A 16955-nucleotide genomic window follows, 5' to 3' on the forward strand; every position below is an offset into this window, starting at 1 on the left:
TGGCCGGACAGGCTCCCCTGGATCACCCGATGATCACTCATTCCAGCAGGTGATGGCCTCACTCACCGAAAATTTGCCCTCGAGGAGCGCGCGGCCAAGGATGACCCCCTTGACGCCGGTGTCCTTGAGCGCCTCGATGTCGGCCAGACCGCCGATGCCGCCGGAGGCCTGAAACGCCACGCTCGGGTAGCAGGCGCAGAGATCCCGGTAGAGCTCGACGTTGCTGCCCGAGAGCGTCCCGTCCCGGCTGATGTCGGTGCAGAGCACGTGCCTGAGCCCGGCGGGGAGGAAGCGCTCGATCAGCGCCTCGATAGTCACCCCGCTGTTCTCCTGCCAGCCGGCCACCGCGATCTGGCGCTTGCCCTGGGCATCGATATTGACGTCCAGGGCCAGCACGATGCGTTCGGGGCCATATTTTTCCATCCAGCTCGCCACCAGTTCCGGGGACTTGACCGCGGTGGAGCCGACCACCACCCGATTGGCACCAGCGGCAAGAAGGTCCGCCACGTCCTGTTCGCTGCGCACGCCGCCACCCACCTGCACCGGCGCCCTGGTGGTCGCCAGCAGCGCCGTGATGAGGGCAAGCTGGCGGGCTTTTGCATCCTTGGCGCCGTCCAGATCCACCAGGTGCAGTTGCTCCGCCCCCTGGGCGACATAGTCGTCGAAGCGGGCCTGGGGGCTGCTGCTGTATGCGGTCTTCTGGCCGTAGTCCCCCTGATAGAGTCGGACTACCTGACCATTGATGAGGTCGATTGCGGGAATGATCATCCTTGTTACAGCTCCAGAAAGTTTTGCAGTAAACGGGCACCGGCCGAGCCGGATCGCTCCGGGTGGAATTGGGCGCCAAAGAAGTTGTCACGGCCGACGATGGCGGTGAAGGGCTGGCCATAGTCGCAGGTGGCCAGGGTCGCGTCGGTCACCTCCAGGGCGTAGGAGTGAACGAAGTAGAAGTAGCTGCCGCTTTGGATCCCCTTGAGCAGGGGATGGGTCTCATCGTGCTCAATCTGGTTCCAGCCCATGTGGGGCAGGCGCAGATTGTCCACCTCCATCAGCCGGATCCTGCCAGGGACTATGCCGAGGCAGTCGATGAGCTGGCCTGAGTCGCCATCGGCGATCATGTTCTCCTCGGAGGCCTGTGCCAGCATCTGCATGCCGAGGCAAAAGCCCAGCAGCGGCTGTTTGGCGGCGCGGATCAGGGGCACCAGGTTACGTTCATTGAGATTCTTCATGGCGGCCACCGCAGTGCCCACCCCGGGCAGGATCAGCTTGTCCGCCTGCTCGATGTCGGCGGTCTGGCAGGAGACCTGCGGCTGCACGCCAAGGCGCTCGAACGCCATGCGCACCGAAGCCAGGTTCGCACAGCCGGTGTCGATGATGACCAGCTTCTGGTTCGTCATCACAGCACCCCCTTGCTGGAAGGGAGTTCGCTCCCTTCCACCCGGATGGCCTGGCGCAGGGCACGGCCGAAGCCCTTGAACAGCGCCTCCACCTGGTGGTGGGTGTTGCCGCTGCCCACCTTCATCTGCAGGGTGATGGCCATGGCGTCCGACAGGGAGCGGAAGAAGTGGGGCACCATCTCGGTGGCCATCTCACCCACGCTGTCGCGACCAAAGCCGCTCGGGCAGTCGAACACGAAGTAGGGGCGACCGCTCAAGTCCAGCGCGGTGGCCACGTCCAGCTCGGTCAGGGAGGGAGCCTGGTCGCCCTCGCGGGGACGACCATCGATCACCGCCTGCACCTCGTCCATCGCCAGCACGAAGCCGAAGCGGCCGATCCCGCGTTTGTTGCCAAGGGCCTGGCGCAGGGCCTGACCCAGGGCCAGCCCGACGTCTTCCACCGTGTGGTGATCGTCGATATGCAGATCGCCGCTGACTTTCAGCTTGAGGCGAAAGCCCGCGTGAGTGGCTATCTGATCCAGCATGTGATCGAAGAAGCCGATGCCGGTGGCGATCTGGTTGCCGCCGCTCTTGTCCAAGTTCACCGCCACCTGGATGCGGGTCTCCTTGGTGTAGCGCTCCACCTCGGCGGTGCGCCCTTTGGCGAGCAGCTGATCACGGATGGCGAGCCAATCGTGATCCTGCGGGTGGTAGCGGATGCCGCGGATGCCCATGTTCTCGGCAAGCTGCAGATCGGTCTGTCTGTCGCCAATGACGAAGGAGTTGGCAAAGTCGATACGACCGGACGCGAGGTACTCCTTCACCAGTCCGAGGTGGGGCTTGCGGCAGTTGCAACCGTCGGTGGGGAAGTGGGGGCAGATCAGCACCTGCTCCCAGTTCACCCCTTGGGACTCAAAGAGGTGCATCATCAGATCCTGAGGGGGCTGGAAGTTCTCCAGCGGCAGGCTGGCGGTACCCAGCCCATCCTGATTGGTCACCATCACCAGCACGTACCCGGCGGCCTGCAACTCGCGCAGCACCGGGATCACCATGGGTTCGAAGCGCAGCTTGGCGAGGCTGTCCACCTGCTTGTCGGTCACCGGCTCTTCTATCAGAGTGCCGTCACGGTCGATAAACAAAAACGGGGTCTTCATCTGGCTACTTCCTTATATGCTGGCGGCAGTCTGGTTGCTGGCTGAGGGGGCGTTGAGTGACAGATCTCGCAGCACGTTGATCACGGCATCCATCTCCCCCTGATAGCCGATGGTGATGCGGATACTGTTGTCCAGGCCCGGCTTGGTGGAGAAGTCCCGCAGTATGATGCCGGCGGCCTTCATGGCGGCAAAGACGCTGGCACCGTCATTGAAACGCACCAGCACGAAGTTGCCCTTGTCCTCGAACACCTCTTTCACGCAGGCAAGCCGGAGCAGCTCGGCCTTGATGAGGGCCTTCTGCTTGTTGAGTTCCTGCACCCGCTCCTGCATCAGCGATAGCCCCATGGGGGAGAGCGCCTGGGCCGCAATCTGGGCGATGGGCTCGGGGATGGGGTAGGGGGCGATTACCTTGGCCAGCATGGCAATGACCTCCGGATCCCCCAGGGTGAAGCCACAGCGGATCCCCGCCAGGGCAAAGGCCTTGGAGAGGGTGCGGGTCACCACCAGATTGGGGTATTGGGCCAGCAGATCCACCACTGAGCTTTCCGGGCAGAATTCGATGTAGGCTTCGTCCACCACCACGATGGCGCGTTCCCGAGCCTTCTCCAGCAGGGCGATAAGCCCCTTGCGGCCCACCAGATCCCCGGTGGGGTTGTTGGGGGAGCAGAGGAACACCAGTTTCACGTCGGAGAGCCGATCCGCGATGGCGGGCCAGTCCGGCTGACGGCTGGCGGTGAGCGGCAGCTCGACGATGCCGACGCCACAGGTCTCGGCGCTGATGGCGTACATGCCGTAGGTGGGGGGGCAGATGAGGATCTGATCTTCACCGGCGTCGCAGAAGGTGCGGATCAGCAGCTCGATGGCCTCGTCGGCGCCACGACTCACCAGCACCTGATCCGGATTAACACCGGCGTAGGCGGCATAACTGTTGACTACCTCGGCAGGTTGGCACTCGGGGTAGCGGTTGAGGCGATTGCCCTCGATGGTGAAGGGGTAGGCCAGTGGGGCCTCGTTGGCGTTGAGCCAGACGTGACCCTGACCGCCGATGCGGCGGGCGGATTGATAGGGGGTGAGGGCCCGCACCACGCGGCGAGCCAGATTGGCGATGCTCATGACAAATCCTTTTGCTGCTGGTTTGAAAGTGCGTTCAATCTCAGGGTCACGGCATTCTTGTGGGCATCGAGGCCCTCCGCATCGGCGATGCGCTGGACTATGGGGCCAAGGCCCTGGATCCCCTCGATGCTCAGCTCCTGCACAGTGTAGCGACGCTGATAATCAGCGAGCCCCAGGCTTGAACAGGTGCGGGCATAGCCGTAGGTGGGCAGGGTGTGGTTGGTGCCGCTGGCGTAGTCGCCGACCGATTCCGGCGTCCATGCCCCGAGGAAGATGGATCCGGCGTTCTCGAGTTTATCCAGCAGTTCCCGTGGCGCTTTGGTCTGCACGATCAGGTGCTCCGGCGCATAGGCATTGGAGATGGCGCAGGCCTCGTCCAGATCGTCGCAGAGGATCACCAGACTGCTGCCGAGCGCCTGTGCGGCGATGTCGCGGCGGCTGAGCTGGGCCAGCTGGCCCTTGATCTCGCCGGCAATGGCGTCTGCCAGGAGCGGCGAGGTGGTGACCAGCACCACTTGGCTGTCGGGGCCGTGCTCGGCCTGGGAGAGCAGATCTGCGGCCACGAAGGCGGGGCTCGCGCTCTCGTCGGCAATCACCAGCACCTCGGAGGGGCCGGCCGGCATGTCGATGGCGGCGCCGCGCCAGTCCCGGGAGACCTGGCCCTTGGCTTCGGTCACGTAGGCGTTGCCCGGGCCGAAGATCTTGTCCACCTTGGGAATGCTCTGGGTGCCGTAGGCCATGGCGGCGATGGCCTGGGCGCCGCCGATGGCGAACACCTTCTCGACGCCGCAGGCGCGGGCGGCAAACAGGATCTCGTCGCTGGCGGGGGACGGGGTGCAGAGCACCACCTCACGGCAACCGGCCAGGCCTGCCGGAATGGCCAGCATCATCACGGTGGAGGGGAGCGGTGCGCTCCCCCCCGGCACGTAGAGGCCGACCCGGCTGATGGCCTGTGTGCGCAGCTCGCACACCACACCGGGCTGGGTTTCGACACGCACCACTGGCTGCACCTGGGCGGCGTGGAAGGTACGAATGTTGGCAATCGCCGCCTCGATGGCACCCTTGATGCCGTCATCCAGGCGCGCACAGGCGGCCTCGATCTCGGCCTCGCTGACGCGCAACTGCTCACGGGGGGCGCGCTCGAAGCGCAGGCTCAGCTCGCGCAGCGCATCGTCACCCCGGCTGCGCACAGCTGCGATGATCTCCTTGACCACGGCGCCGATATCCGCCTCATCGTTGAGGGCGGGGCGGGTCAGCACATCGGCCTGCTGGGCGAGGGAGAGGGTCTTCCAGATCAGGGTCTGCATGATGTCCCTTCCTTATTCCATCATTTTTTCGATGGGCAGCACCAGAATGGAGCTGGCGCCGAGGGCCTTGAGCTGCTCCATGGTCTCCCAGAACAGGGTCTCGCTGGAGACGACGTGCAGGGCCACCTGGTTAGTGTCACCGGCCAGTTGCATGATGGTGGGGCGCTCGGCACCCGGCAGCAGATCGGTAATGGCATCGAGCTTGTCCTTGGGGGCGTGCAGCATGATGTACTTGCTCTCGCGGGCCTGCTGCATCCCCTGGATGCGGGGCAGCAGCTTGTCGATGAGCTTCTGCTTGGCCTCATTCAAGGGGTTGGGGGCCTGTACCAGCACAGCCTTGGAGCGGTAGATTACCTCCACCTCTTTGAGGCCGTTGGCCTCCAGGGTCGCGCCGGTAGAGACCAGATCGCAGATGGCGTCGGCCAGTCCCGCGCGGGGGGCCACTTCCACCGAGCCACCCAACATCACGCTCTTGAAGCCGAGCCCCTTCTCGTCGAAGAAGCGCTTGAGCAGCCCGGGGTAGGAGGTGGCGATGCGCTTGCCTGCCAGACTATCCGGCCCTGTGTAGGTGACGTCTTCCGGCACCGCTAGGGAGAGGCGGCAGCCACCGAAGTCGAGCTGCTTGAGGGTTTTGACCTCGAAGGGGAGTCCCTGTGAGGCGCGAATAAGCTGCACCTCTTCCAGCACGTTCTCGCCGATGATGCCAAGGTCGACCACCCCTTCCATCACCAGCCCTGGGATGTCGTCATCACGCACCCGCAGGATGTCGATGGGCATGTTTTCCACGTGGGCGATGAGGCGCTGTTCCCGCAGGTTGATCTTGAGGCCGCAGCTCTTGAACAGGGCCTGGGAGTCCTGGCTCAGGCGACCGGATTTTTGCATGGCGATGCGCAGACGTTGTGTTTCCATTGCTCGATTTCCTTCTAGTCAAAAACGAAAAAACCCTCGGAAGTGTGTGCTTCCGAGGGTTTATGAATCTTGCGGTCCTTTTGGAAGTCACCAGTTAAGTGTCTTCCAGCAGTCAACCTCCTGAAAGACTAGTCGGGATGATGATGGTGATGATGAGTCTTCAGCAGGGTGAACTTCATGTAATCAATCCTTTACAAATAAGATGTCGTAGTTGACGCCTGATTTAAACTACCTGCCTTGACGGAAAATGCAACCTGAAATTGTGTTTTGCCCGATTAAAGTGGGGAAAACGGTTTTCTGGTCGATAACTAATCAAGATAACCTGAGGAGTGATCACCATGCCCAGCCAGGATCTGTTATTTCCCATCTTGCCGCGCGCACCGTCGACCCCGAGCCCCGACGACATCAAGCGGGAGGTGACCCAAATCAGCCAGAAACATCAGTTGCGCAAGATTGGCACCGACAATGGTGGCGGCGCCCAGCAGCACCAGCAGGGGTACCCTCCGGCCAAGCGTGATCAGCCAAAGGTGCAGGATGATGATCACAAGCCGGATCCGGACCATCAGATCGATCTCTTCGTCTGAACGCATTATCAGTCCCGCTTTCGTCGTGCTTTTGGCATAATGGCCGCTTTTGCGCGGGACGCTCCTTTGACCATCCAGACCCTGTTCAAGCCAGATGGCCCTCTGGCCAGCCACATCGACGGCTTCAAGGCCCGTGCGCCGCAACTGGAGATGGCCGAAGCGGTGGCGCGCGCCATCAAGAGTGGCGGCCGCCTGCTGGTGGAGGCGGGCACCGGCACCGGCAAGACTTACGCCTACCTGGTGCCGGCGTTGGAATCCGGCAAGCGGGTGGTGATCAGCACCGGCTCCAAGAACCTGCAGGAGCAGCTCTTCTACCGGGATCTCCCCACCATCACGGGGGCGCTCTCCTACACCCCGCCAGTGGCCCTGCTCAAGGGGCGCAGCAACTATCTCTGCATCGAGCGCATGAACCGCCTCCTGAGCGAATCCCACCTGCAAAAGCCCGAGATCCTCAGCGATCTGGTCAAGGTGAAGTCCTGGTCCACGGCCACCGATAACGGTGATGTGGGTGACATTCCGGGGCTGCAGGAGAACGCCGAGATCCTCGCCCACGTCACCAGCACCAATGACAATTGCCTCGGTCGCGACTGCCCCTATTATGACGACTGCCATCTGGTGGTGGCCCGCCGCCGTGCCATGGATGCCCAGGTGGTGGTGATCAATCATCATCTCTTCTTCGCCGATATGGCGGTGAAAGACACGGGATTTGGCGAACTGGTGCCCGAATCGCAGGTCTATGTGTTCGACGAGGCGCACCAGTTGCCGGAGATCGCCACCAACTATTTTGGCAAGTCGGTGGGCAGCCGCACCATCCTGGATCTGGCGCAGGACATCCAGCTCGCCTACAGGGCCGAGGCCCACGATATGGGGCAGCTTGGCAAGGCGGCGGACAGGCTCTCCATCGCGAGCCAGGACTTGCGCCTCGCCTTCGGGATAGACGGGGGGCGTGGCAATACCCGCGATATCCTGCGCCAGCCGCTCTGGGGCCAGGCCCTGGCTCGTCTCAACGACGCCATCGGGCTCTGCTACGAGGTGCTGAAACTGGCGCTCGGCCGTGGCGAGCAGCTGGATCACGCCTTCGAGCGAGTCTGCGAGCTGCGCACCCGCCTTGGGGAGGTGCTGGCGGTCAATCAGACCGGTTTCTCCTACTGGTATGACTGCTCCCGGCTGCACTTCTCCCTCAATCTCACCCCCTTGTCGGTGGCCGAGCGATTTGGCGCCGAGGTGCAAAAGCCCGAGGTGGCCTGGATCTTTACCTCCGCTACCCTGACGGTGGACAACCGTTTCGATCACTTCAAGGCTGAGCTGGGGCTCGCTGGCAGCGCCGAGCTTATCCTCGACAGCCCGTTCGACTATGGCGAGCAGGCGCGGCTCTGTGTGCCGCGCTTCCTGCCCGAACCCAATGCCTTCGGGCGGGGGGAACAGTTGGCCAATCTGATGATCCCCCTTATCAACAAGACGCCGGGGGGCTGCTTCTTCCTCTGCACCAGCCATCAGGTGATGCGTCAGGTGGCTGAGGTGCTGCGCCGGGAAATCGGCCGCACCGTGCTCTTGCAGGGAGAGGACAACAAGCAGCGGCTGCTCAAGGAGTTTGTCGAGAACGGGCGCGCCGTGCTGGTGGCCACCAGCAGTTTCTGGGAGGGGATCGACGTGCGAGGGGCGGCATTGTCCTGTGTTATCATCGACAAGCTGCCGTTTGCGAGCCCGGACGATCCGCTGCTCAAGGCGCGGGTGGATGATTGCAAGCTCAAGGGGGGCGATCCCTTCGCCGAGCTGCAGCTACCCAAGGCGGTGATTGCCTTGAAACAGGGGGTGGGGCGGCTCATTCGTGATCGCAGTGATCACGGCGTGCTGGTCATCTGTGATCCGCGTATGGTCAACAAGCCCTATGGCGCCACCTTCATCAAGAGTCTGCCCGCCATCCCTCGCACCCGGGAGTTAGGGTCGCTGGGGAGTTTCTTTGACCGCGGCGAGTAACTCGGCAGGTTATTTACCAGAACGTGGGAGCTGGCTACCCTGGGGCATTTTTTCGCGCGGGGCGCTTGTGCCTGACAGGCCGCATACCAGGCGCCCTCTGCATTCGCCCTGAGATGCTGGCGGGTGAATAGCGATTGACGGATTTGCCATGTTAAGAAAACGGGTGAGCACTGCTCGCTTACACGTTATGTAATTGACTGATTTTATAGAGATTGTAACCCATGACCGAGTTGAAGATCCTGGCCGTTGATACCGCCACCGAAGCCTGCTCCGCCGCCCTGCTGGTGGGTGACAAGCTGTTCTCCCGTTGGGAAGAGGCGCCGCGGGATCACACCCAAAAAATCCTGCCCATGGTTCAGGCTGTGTTAGACGAGGCCGGTCTATCGTTGGACGAGCTCGACGCCATCGCCTTCGGGCGTGGACCTGGCTCCTTTACCGGCGTGCGCATCGGGATCAGCGTGGCCCAGGGGCTCGCCTTTGGCGCCGGCGTGCCGCTCATCGGCATCTCCACCCTGGCTGCCATGGCCCAGGGGGCTCATCGTCTGGAGGGGGCAACGCGGGTGCTGACCGCCATCGATGCGCGAATGAACGAAGTCTATTTTGGCCACTACGAGCTGCTTGACGGCCGCATGCAGCTGGTGGGTGAGGAAGTGGTGAGCGATCCCGCCGCGCTGATTGACGCGCGCGGCAAGCTGGCGGGCAGCCTGAGCTGCGTCGGGACCGGCTTCGAAACCTATGGCGAGATGCTCAATGCGCTGGCCGACGAGCTGGCGGTGAGCCAGGTGCGTTTCCCGGCGGCGGTCGACATGCTGCCCCTGGCACGCAGCGCCTGGCTGGCGGGGGAGGCGGTGGCTGTTGAGCAGGCGACCCCCGTCTATTTGCGCGACAAGGTGACCTGGAAAAAACTGCCGGGTCGCGAGTGACATCCAACGGCGAGCCGTGACTCGACGCCAGTGAGTGAAGGCGGGCGGTGCGGAGAAGGAGAGGCAAATGATGAAACGCGTGATCATGCTGGGCCTGACGGGGCTGCTGCTCGGCGGCTGCAGCACTGTGCCCAAGGAGCTGGCCTATGAGCCGGAAAGCCAGCTGGTGGCCTATCAACCTGCCCTGCAGGGGATGGAGGGCAAGCCTGCGCGCTGGAGCGGCGTCATCTCGGCGGTGCACAACGAGCAGGATCAGAGCGTCATCGAGGTGGTCTACCTGCCGCTCAAAGCCAACGGCGTACCGACCCAGACGGAGCAGAGCCCGGGGCGTTTTCTGGCCGTCATGAAGGGGTTTGTGGATCCGACGCTCTATGCCAAGGGGCGCAGCCTGACGGTGCTCGGCACCCTGGACAAGCCGGTGGACAGCCAGATAGGCGATCACAAGTATCGCTTCTCCGTGCTCAAGGTCACCGCCAGCAAGCTGTGGCCGCCGGTGAAGGAGGTGGAGATCCGCTACATGGACCCCTACTTCTACGACCCCTTCTATGATCCCTTCTGGCCAAGACGCCACTACTCCCGCTGGTGATGATGGAAGAGCGCTTCCTCACCCTGGCCGATGGCCGGCGTATCGCCCTGCTGGATAACGGCCGGCAGGGCAAGCCCCTGGTCATTGCCCTGCACGGCTGGCTCGACAACGGCGCCAGCTTCCTGCCCCTTGCCCCCCATCTCGCTGAGTGCCACCTCGTCTGCGTCGATCTGCCGGGTCACGGCCATTCGGATCACAAACCGACTCCCTATGTCTTCGTCGACTGGCTCGACGATCTGCACCAGATTGCCCAGGCTGCGGGCTGGCAGCGTTTCATCCTGCTCGGCCATTCGCTGGGGGCCCTGATCGCCAGCGCCTATGCCGGGGTCTTCCCCGAGCAGATAGTGCGGCTCATCCTGCTGGAGGGGCTTGGGCCGCTGAGCCAACCCGATGAGGAGGTGCCTGCCCAGTTGCGGCGGGCCATTCTCAATCGCAGCCGCACTCGCGAGCGAGCGTCCGGTGGGTTTGCCTCCCTCGACGAGGCGGTGGCGGCCCGCTGCAAGGTGGCGGAGATCTCCCTGGCGGCGGCGCGCCTCATCTGCGAGCGCCAGCTGGAGGTGCGGGAAGGGCGCTGGCACTGGCGCAGCGATCCCCGTCTGCGGGATCTCTCGCCCATGCGCATGAGCGAAGGCCAGGCCCAGGCGCTGATCCGGGCCATCGAATGCCCTGTGCTCTTCATCCGTGGCGAGCAGGGCTTCCAGGGTCTGCTGGCGCAGTGGCAGCAGCGGGGACCACTCTTTGGCCAGATTGAAATGGTACAAGTGGCGGGAAATCATCACTTCCATATGGAAAATTCGGCCAAAACCGCCGTTTATATCGAAAACTTCTGTCAGATCCGGTAGGATCGCCGGCTTTCAATCATGTCAGGTTTGCTTTCTCCCTCACACTTCTCGTTGTTAATTTGCTGTTAATCGATGTTGCCTTATGTAACTATGTGCGGCATTAGAGCTGTAGCTTAAAACAACTGATTGAAATGGATGTGACAGGGACGGAGGCAACACAGTGAGCGCACAGGTGCTAGTTATGCAGGAGAAGTTCGTGGAAAGAGTCTGGCTGAAGCGTTATCCAGAAGGGGTGCCCGCCGAGATCAATCCAGACCAATACGGCTCCCTGGTCGAGATGTTTGAAGAGTCGGTGACCCAGTTCGCCGACCAGCCCGCCTTCGTCAACATGGGGCAGACCATTACCTATCGCCGGCTGGAAGAGCAGTCCCGTGCCTTTGCCGCCTACCTGCAAAACGAGCTCAAGCTCGGCAAGGGCGACAGGGTGGCGGTGATGATGCCGAACCTGCTGCAATACCCCATCGCCGTGTTCGGCATACTGCGGGCCGGTATGACGGTGGTCAACGTCAACCCCCTCTATACCCCGCGCGAGCTGGAGCACCAGCTCAAGGACTCCGGCGCCAAGGCCATCGTCATCGTCTCCAACTTCGCCCATACCCTGGAGAAGGTGGTCTACGACACCCCGGTCAAGCACGTGATCCTGACCCGCATGGGGGACAACCTCGGCCTGGCCAAGGGCACCCTCGTCAACTTCGTGGTCAAGTACGTCAAGAAGCTGGTGCCCAAATACAACCTCCCGCACGCCAGCACTATGCGCCAGGCCCTGGCCAAGGGGCGCTACCTGCAGTACATCAAGCCGGAGATCAGTAACCAGGACATCGCCTTCCTGCAATATACAGGCGGTACCACGGGTCTCTCCAAGGGGGCCATGCTGACTCACCGCAACATGATTGCGAACGTGGAGCAGTGCCTCGGTGTCTATGGTCCCGTGCTGGAGCGGGGCAAGGAGTTCGTGGTCACGGCGCTGCCGCTCTACCACGTCTTCGCCCTGACGGTGAACTGCCTTCTGTTCATGCGCCTGGGTGGCTACAACCTGCTCATCAGCAACCCCCGCGACATCCCGGGCTTTGTCAAAGAGATCAAGAAATACCCCTTCACCTGCATCACAGGGGTCAACACCCTGTTCAATGCCCTGGTCAACAATGGCGAGTTCCAGGGCATGGACTTTTCCAAGCTCAAGCTCACCATAGGCGGCGGCATGGCGGTGCAGCGAGCGGTGGCCGAGCAGTGGAAGACGCTGACCCGGACCCCGCTGCTGGAGGGCTATGGCCTGACCGAATGTTCACCCCTGGTGAGCGTCTGCCCCTACGATCTGGTGGATTACAACGGCTCCATCGGTCTGCCGGTCTGCTCCACCGAGATCCGGCTGGTGGATGACAAGGGGTTGGTTATCACCGAGCTGGGCGCCCCCGGCGAGATGCAGGTGCGTGGCCCCCAGGTGATGACGGGCTACTGGCAGCGTCCCGAGGCGACCGCCGAGGTGATGCAGGATGGCTGGCTCTGTACCGGTGACATCGCGGTGTGCGACCAGCAGGGCTTCTTCAAGATCGTCGATCGCAAGAAGGACATGATCCTGGTCTCCGGCTTCAACGTCTATCCGAACGAGATTGAAGACGTGGTGGCGCTCCATCCCAAGGTGCTGGAAGTGGCTGCCGTCGGCGTGCCTAACCCGGTTTCCGGCGAGCTGGTGAAAATCTTCGTGGTCAAGAAAGATGCAAAGCTGACGGAGGACGAGATAATTGCCCACTGCCGCAAACATCTGACTGCCTATAAGGTGCCGAAACTGGTAGAATTTCGCGACGAACTTCCCAAGACCAATGTGGGCAAGATCCTGCGGCGCGTGCTGCGCGACGAGGAGATTGCCAAGCAGTAACCGGCATGCACTGCTCTGCAGTCAAGCGCTGTCGTTATGCAAAACCGTGGGTCATGCCACGGTTTTTTCTTTCTGGGTCCCGACCAACGTGCAGGCAAAGATGCAATATCAACTCATTTCACAGCAAGCCGAACTGGAGCAGTATCTCGCTTCCCTGGCCGACGTTCCCCTGGCCATAGATACCGAATTCGTTCGCACCCGTACCTACTATCCCCAGCTCGGTCTGTTCCAGATCTATGACGGCGAACGCCTCGCTCTGCTGGATCCGCTGACTCTGGATCTCTCCGGCCTGTGGCAGCGGCTCGGCCGGGCAGGGCAGATCGCCATACTGCACGCCTCCGGTGAAGATCTGGAGCTCATCCAGCATCAGGCGGGCCACCTGCCCAACCAGATGCACGACACCCAGCTCGCGACGGCCTTCTTGGGGTACGGCGTCTCGGTGGGCTTCGGCGCCCTGGTGAAAGAGTTCCTCGGGGTGGAACTGGAAAAGGATCAGGCCCGCACCGACTGGCTGGCCCGCCCCCTGACCGCGCGCCAGCTCGAGTACGCGGCGGCGGATGTCTTCTACCTGATGCCCCTCTACGAGAAGGTGATGGCCAGGCTGCATGAAAGCGGCAAGTTTGCCTGGTTCGAGCAGGAGTGCCAGAACCACTCCGCCCGCAAGACCCAGGGCAACGATCCCCGTCAGGCCTACCTCGAGATCATCAACGCCTGGCAACTGGGTCGGCGTGAGCTGGCCATCCTGCGCGAGCTCGCCGCCTGGCGTCAGCAAGAGGCGGTGCGCCGGGATCTGGCCCTGAACTTCGTGGTCAAGGAGCTGCACCTGTTCAAGGTGGCGGAGCGCCGACCCACTTCATTGCGGGATCTCAACGAGCTGGGGCTGGCCCCCATCGAGATCAAGATCCACGGCAAGCGGATGCTGGACATCGTCGCCTCCGCCCAGCAGAGCGATCCTGACAGCTGGCCAGAGCCCATTCGCCGACTGGTGGACTTCCCCCAGTACAAGGCCGAGCTCAAGCGCATCAAGGCCATGGTGGAAGAGAAGGCCAAGGCCAGCAACATCCCGCCGGAGCTGGTCGCGAGCAAGAAGATCATCCACCAGTACTTCACCTGGAGCTGGCGCATGAGCGCCGAGGAGCGGGCACGTGCCGACAAGCCCATGCTGCTGCAAGGCTGGCGTCATGAGCTGGTGGGCCACCTGCTGGCACAGTAGCGGCCTCTGGTGCCCCTATGACGAAAGCCCTGGCCGCGTGTGCGGCCAGGGCTTTTGCTTTTTTGGATGGCGTGAGCTGGGGTTATCCGTGGGTCAGCAGGTTGCCTTGCTGCTGCAGCTCGTCGAGATGCAGGCCTGTGGTGCCCTGCAGCAGAACCAGATCCTGGAAGCCGGCATCCCCCGTTGCACCATCCCTATCCACGCTAAGGATGGTGCTGCCATTTTCTTCCCGCACCGCCAGATAGTCCGACAGGTCGCCGCCCGTCGTATCCTGGAACAGATCTCGCAGATCCAATACGTCTCCCCCCTGTATCAGGTTGGCACCATTGAAGTCGGTTATGGTATCCACCCCCCCTTCGCGGCCGAAGACGAAGGTATCGCTTCCTTCCCCGCCGACTAAAACATCATGGCCAACCAGCCCGTTCAGGGTGTCGTTGCCATCGCTGCCCACCAGGCCGTCATCGCTCTCTGTCCCCGTCAGTATTTGATCAGCCAGTATCGCGTGGTAGCTGATCGTGGTGCTCGCATCCTCTCCTTGTGTCATCTGGAAACCGGCTGTCGTATAGGTGCCCTGCAACTGGATTTCGCTACGGTGGGTACCATCGTCGATGGTCAGCACACCGCCGCTCGCGGTGGCGTTGCTGACATAGCTGATGGTTGCGTTGCCAACGTCGGCCAGCTCGAACTTATCTCCTGCGTTGAAGCCAGAGACAGTGCCGGTGAAGTCGGCGGCATGTGCCAGCCTTAGGATCCCATCCCCCTCGAGGGCAAAAGCGGTGTCCATGTTCGACGCAGCAGCGTAAGCCAGCGTAGCCATGCCGCTGATCAAGGCGCTGCCGGTACCGCTGACAGCCGCGTTCAAGGTCACATTGCCGCCATTGGCCCACAGCAGGCCGCTGTTGTCGAGCCCACTGTCGATGATCAGACCACCGGCCCCGATCGCTGCCAGCATGCCGGAGTTGATGATGACCTCATCGCCTGTGTCGATCACCAGGGCATGACTGCCATCGGCGATGATGCTGCCTGCGTTGTTCAATATCAGCTGCCCGGCGCCGAGTTGGCCTGCACCGCGGATGCTGTTGTCGATGTTGAACAGCACTGTATCGGCGCTGCCACCGAACAGAGCATTGTGGTCGCTGTCGGAGAGCACCAACTGCCCGCCGCCACTCAGGCTGGCTCCGCGGAACAGGATCTCCAGGCTGGCGCCGCTGTCGTGGCCACCAAGGGCAATCATCCCTTCGTTGATGAGACTGCCACCAAACGGCATGATGGCCCCGTCATCTATGGTGAGGGTACCGCCGTTGCGGGTCACCGGATCGACGTTGAACTCGAAGTTCGCCTCGCCGAGCAACGCCCCATCGACCCCCTTGATCGTGATGCTCTGGCCCTCGCCAATGCTGATCACCGCATTGCCATCGGCGTCATTGCCTATTTGCACGTTTGCCATGCTGGTGACGCCGGCAAAGCCGATCAGATCCAGCCTGTCGGTGGTCACGTCGAAGTTGTAGACGACGTTGTTGCCGATGGGTTGGGCGAACACGAACTGATCCGCACCGGATGAGCCGGTCAGGTTGTCGTCTTGCGACAGGGCGAAGATGGGGGAGCCTGGGGCATAGGCCTCGACGTTGTCGGCGATATAGGCGCTGCCCATGCTGCCGTCGACGTTGGTCCAGCTCATGTTGACAGCCAGGACTGCGGCCCCGACAAAGTCAGCCGGGGTGGTGACAGTGAGGCCGCTCGGATCCTCGGTCATTAGGCTCCAGGTGCCGTCGCCATTGTCGTTGCCGCCGTTTATGGTCCAACCCGAGGGAACGCCGGATATCTTCATCGAGATCAGGCCAATAAGCCCCTCGGGGGCTTCCAGGGCCAGGTGGATCGGTTCACCGGCAATACCAGCGGGTGCAAGAGATGCAATCTGTGGTGTGCCGAAGGAAGTTGATGTGGCGACATTGCCATTGCTATCGATCACATTGTTACCCGCATTCAGGTTTAGCCCTAGAGTGTTACCTCGGTCGCCATTGGCTGGCTGTCGACCATCGTAGGCAACAGTCACCGTCCAGGTCGAGCCGGAGCCTGAGACGCCCGTGATACTGGGGAAGGGCGAAACGCTGGTAGCACTGCCGAACAGGGTGAAGTCTTCGGCGCTGACCCCGTTGACCTGTTCGGAGAAGGTGACGGTGAAGGTCGCGGTGCCGGAGTTGCCGCTACGTGAACTGATGCCCGTGATGGAGAGTACGGTCGGAGCGACCTCGTCGAGGTTGTTGACCGCGAGGGTGACGGCCTGCTCGGTGGCCGGGTTGACGCCATCGCTGGCCAGGACGCTGAAGCTGTAACTGGACTGGGTCTCGTGATCGGGGTTGCCGAGCAAGGTGACCGCACCGGTGATGGCGTTGATGGTGAACTTGTTGGCATCGGTACCGGCGAGGCTGAAAGTCACGCCTGCGCTGATGTCGGCACTGTCGTCGGCGGTGGCGGTGTAGACGACCTGACCGGCGCCGCTGTTTTCATTGATAGCGGCGGCAGTGCCACCGGAGGTGATGGTCGGTGCGATCTCGTCGAGGTTGTTGACCGCGATGGTGAAGGTCTGCGCCTGGCTGGAGCCATCGGCACTGGTGGCAGTGACCTCGATATTCACGCTGGCACCGAGGGCTTCACGGTCGATGGCGGCGGCAACGGTGACCACACCGGTGGCGGGATCGATGGCAAACAGGCCGCCGGGATTGCCGGACAGGCTGTAGGTGACGGCATTGGTGGTGGCGTCGGCGTCGCTGGCAAAGGCGGTGACGCCGACCAGGGAGCCGATGGCGATGTTCTCGTCGACGGCATTGGTGGCAGCGTTGGTGTCGGTCGGGGTAGTGACATCGAACTCGTCAACATCGTTGATGGCGATGGTGAAAGTCTGCGCCTGGCTGGAGCCATCGGCACTGATGGCGGTGACCTCGATATTCACGCTGGCACCGAGGGCTTCACGGTCGATGGCGGCGGCAACGGTGACCACACCGGTGGCGGGATCGATGGCAAACAGGCCGCCGGGATTGCCGGACAGGCTGTAGGTGACGGCATTGGTGGTGGCGTCGGCGTCGCTGGCAAAGGCGGTG

The 16955-nt window shown here is 62.4% G+C and carries 14 protein-coding genes and 1 other annotated feature; of the genes, 7 read left to right on the top strand and 7 right to left on the bottom strand.

Features of this window, described 5'->3' with window-relative positions:
• Positions 1 to 33: 33 nt before the first annotated feature.
• Genes hisA through hisG form a run of 6 tightly spaced genes read right to left on the bottom strand, consistent with a single transcriptional unit; the run spans position 34 to position 5859 of the window.
• Complete coding sequence (gene hisA, locus ACB039_RS08970; protein ID WP_043129925.1) at positions 34 to 768, bottom strand: 1-(5-phosphoribosyl)-5-[(5-phosphoribosylamino)methylideneamino]imidazole-4-carboxamide isomerase; 735 nt, start codon at positions 766 to 768, stop codon at positions 34 to 36.
• Positions 769 to 773: 5 nt separating this feature from the next.
• Positions 774 to 1397 carry an imidazole glycerol phosphate synthase subunit HisH gene (hisH, locus tag ACB039_RS08975; RefSeq protein ID WP_041205736.1) on the bottom strand — a complete coding sequence of 208 codons (624 nt, stop codon included), beginning with the start codon at positions 1395 to 1397 and terminating at the stop codon, positions 774 to 776.
• On the bottom strand, positions 1397 to 2530 hold the full coding sequence (hisB, locus tag ACB039_RS08980) for a bifunctional histidinol-phosphatase/imidazoleglycerol-phosphate dehydratase HisB (protein ID WP_371165527.1): 1134 nt from the start codon (positions 2528 to 2530) through the stop codon (positions 1397 to 1399). The genes hisH and hisB overlap by 1 nt, the downstream gene beginning before the upstream one ends.
• Positions 2531 to 2542: 12 nt before the next feature.
• On the bottom strand, positions 2543 to 3643 hold the full coding sequence (gene hisC / locus ACB039_RS08985; RefSeq protein ID WP_005324996.1) for a histidinol-phosphate transaminase: 1101 nt from the start codon (positions 3641 to 3643) through the stop codon (positions 2543 to 2545).
• Positions 3640 to 4950, bottom strand: coding sequence for a histidinol dehydrogenase (gene hisD / locus ACB039_RS08990; RefSeq protein WP_270823528.1), 1311 nt, complete (start codon positions 4948 to 4950; stop codon positions 3640 to 3642). The genes hisC and hisD overlap by 4 nt, the downstream gene beginning before the upstream one ends.
• Before the next feature lie 12 nt (positions 4951 to 4962).
• Positions 4963 to 5859, bottom strand: a complete 897-nt coding sequence (gene hisG / locus ACB039_RS08995; RefSeq protein WP_005324991.1) for an ATP phosphoribosyltransferase — start codon at positions 5857 to 5859, stop codon at positions 4963 to 4965.
• Positions 5860 to 5887: 28 nt separating this feature from the next.
• Positions 5888 to 6012, bottom strand: a sequence feature (His leader region).
• A 185-nt stretch (positions 6013 to 6197) separates the two neighbouring features.
• Between hisG and ACB039_RS09000 the strand changes: the two genes are divergently transcribed.
• From ACB039_RS09000 to rnd, 7 genes are all read left to right on the top strand, one after another.
• Positions 6198 to 6443 carry a hypothetical protein gene (locus tag ACB039_RS09000; protein ID WP_270823529.1) on the top strand — a complete coding sequence of 82 codons (246 nt, stop codon included), beginning with the start codon at positions 6198 to 6200 and terminating at the stop codon, positions 6441 to 6443.
• 66 nt (positions 6444 to 6509) lie between these two features.
• The gene (locus tag ACB039_RS09005) at positions 6510 to 8420 is read left to right on the top strand and encodes an ATP-dependent DNA helicase (protein ID WP_371165528.1); all 1911 of its coding nucleotides are present in this window, start codon (positions 6510 to 6512) and stop codon (positions 8418 to 8420) included.
• Positions 8421 to 8641: 221 nt separating this feature from the next.
• Positions 8642 to 9343 carry a tRNA (adenosine(37)-N6)-threonylcarbamoyltransferase complex dimerization subunit type 1 TsaB gene (gene tsaB / locus ACB039_RS09010; RefSeq protein ID WP_371165529.1) on the top strand — a complete coding sequence of 234 codons (702 nt, stop codon included), beginning with the start codon at positions 8642 to 8644 and terminating at the stop codon, positions 9341 to 9343.
• Between the two features lie 67 nt (positions 9344 to 9410).
• Positions 9411 to 9929: a Slp family lipoprotein gene (locus ACB039_RS09015; protein WP_218409808.1), complete on the top strand. Its 519-nt coding sequence runs from the start codon at positions 9411 to 9413 to the stop codon at positions 9927 to 9929.
• Positions 9929 to 10771 carry an alpha/beta fold hydrolase gene (locus tag ACB039_RS09020; RefSeq protein ID WP_371165530.1) on the top strand — a complete coding sequence of 281 codons (843 nt, stop codon included), beginning with the start codon at positions 9929 to 9931 and terminating at the stop codon, positions 10769 to 10771. The genes ACB039_RS09015 and ACB039_RS09020 overlap by 1 nt, the downstream gene beginning before the upstream one ends.
• Before the next feature lie 196 nt (positions 10772 to 10967).
• A complete protein-coding gene (gene fadD / locus ACB039_RS09025; RefSeq protein WP_081934458.1) occupies positions 10968 to 12644 on the top strand; it encodes a long-chain-fatty-acid--CoA ligase FadD in 1677 nt (558 codons plus the stop codon).
• Positions 12645 to 12744: 100 nt separating this feature from the next.
• Positions 12745 to 13857, top strand: coding sequence for a ribonuclease D (rnd, locus tag ACB039_RS09030; RefSeq protein WP_371165531.1), 1113 nt, complete (start codon positions 12745 to 12747; stop codon positions 13855 to 13857).
• Positions 13858 to 13939: 82 nt separating this feature from the next.
• Here rnd and ACB039_RS09035 read toward each other — a convergent pair.
• Positions 13940 to 16955: beta strand repeat-containing protein (locus tag ACB039_RS09035; RefSeq protein WP_371165532.1), on the bottom strand; the 3016-nt coding region annotated here is incomplete at its 5' end.

The organism is Aeromonas sp. S2(2024), from assembly GCF_041402505.1.
Lineage (GTDB): Bacteria > Pseudomonadota > Gammaproteobacteria > Enterobacterales > Aeromonadaceae > Aeromonas > Aeromonas media.

Coding starts and splice junctions, on each gene's coding strand:
- hisA (WP_043129925.1), bottom strand. CDS start 768: ATGATCATTCCCGCAATCGACCTCATCAATGGTCAGGTAGTCCGACTC.
- hisH (WP_041205736.1), bottom strand. CDS start 1,397: ATGACGAACCAGAAGCTGGTCATCATCGACACCGGCTGTGCGAACCTG.
- hisB (WP_371165527.1), bottom strand. CDS start 2,530: ATGAAGACCCCGTTTTTGTTTATCGACCGTGACGGCACTCTGATAGAA.
- hisC (WP_005324996.1), bottom strand. CDS start 3,643: ATGAGCATCGCCAATCTGGCTCGCCGCGTGGTGCGGGCCCTCACCCCC.
- hisD (WP_270823528.1), bottom strand. CDS start 4,950: ATGCAGACCCTGATCTGGAAGACCCTCTCCCTCGCCCAGCAGGCCGAT.
- hisG (WP_005324991.1), bottom strand. CDS start 5,859: ATGGAAACACAACGTCTGCGCATCGCCATGCAAAAATCCGGTCGCCTG.
- ACB039_RS09000 (WP_270823529.1), top strand. CDS start 6,198: ATGCCCAGCCAGGATCTGTTATTTCCCATCTTGCCGCGCGCACCGTCG.
- tsaB (WP_371165529.1), top strand. CDS start 8,642: ATGACCGAGTTGAAGATCCTGGCCGTTGATACCGCCACCGAAGCCTGC.
- ACB039_RS09015 (WP_218409808.1), top strand. CDS start 9,411: ATGATGAAACGCGTGATCATGCTGGGCCTGACGGGGCTGCTGCTCGGC.
- ACB039_RS09020 (WP_371165530.1), top strand. CDS start 9,929: ATGATGGAAGAGCGCTTCCTCACCCTGGCCGATGGCCGGCGTATCGCC.
- rnd (WP_371165531.1), top strand. CDS start 12,745: ATGCAATATCAACTCATTTCACAGCAAGCCGAACTGGAGCAGTATCTC.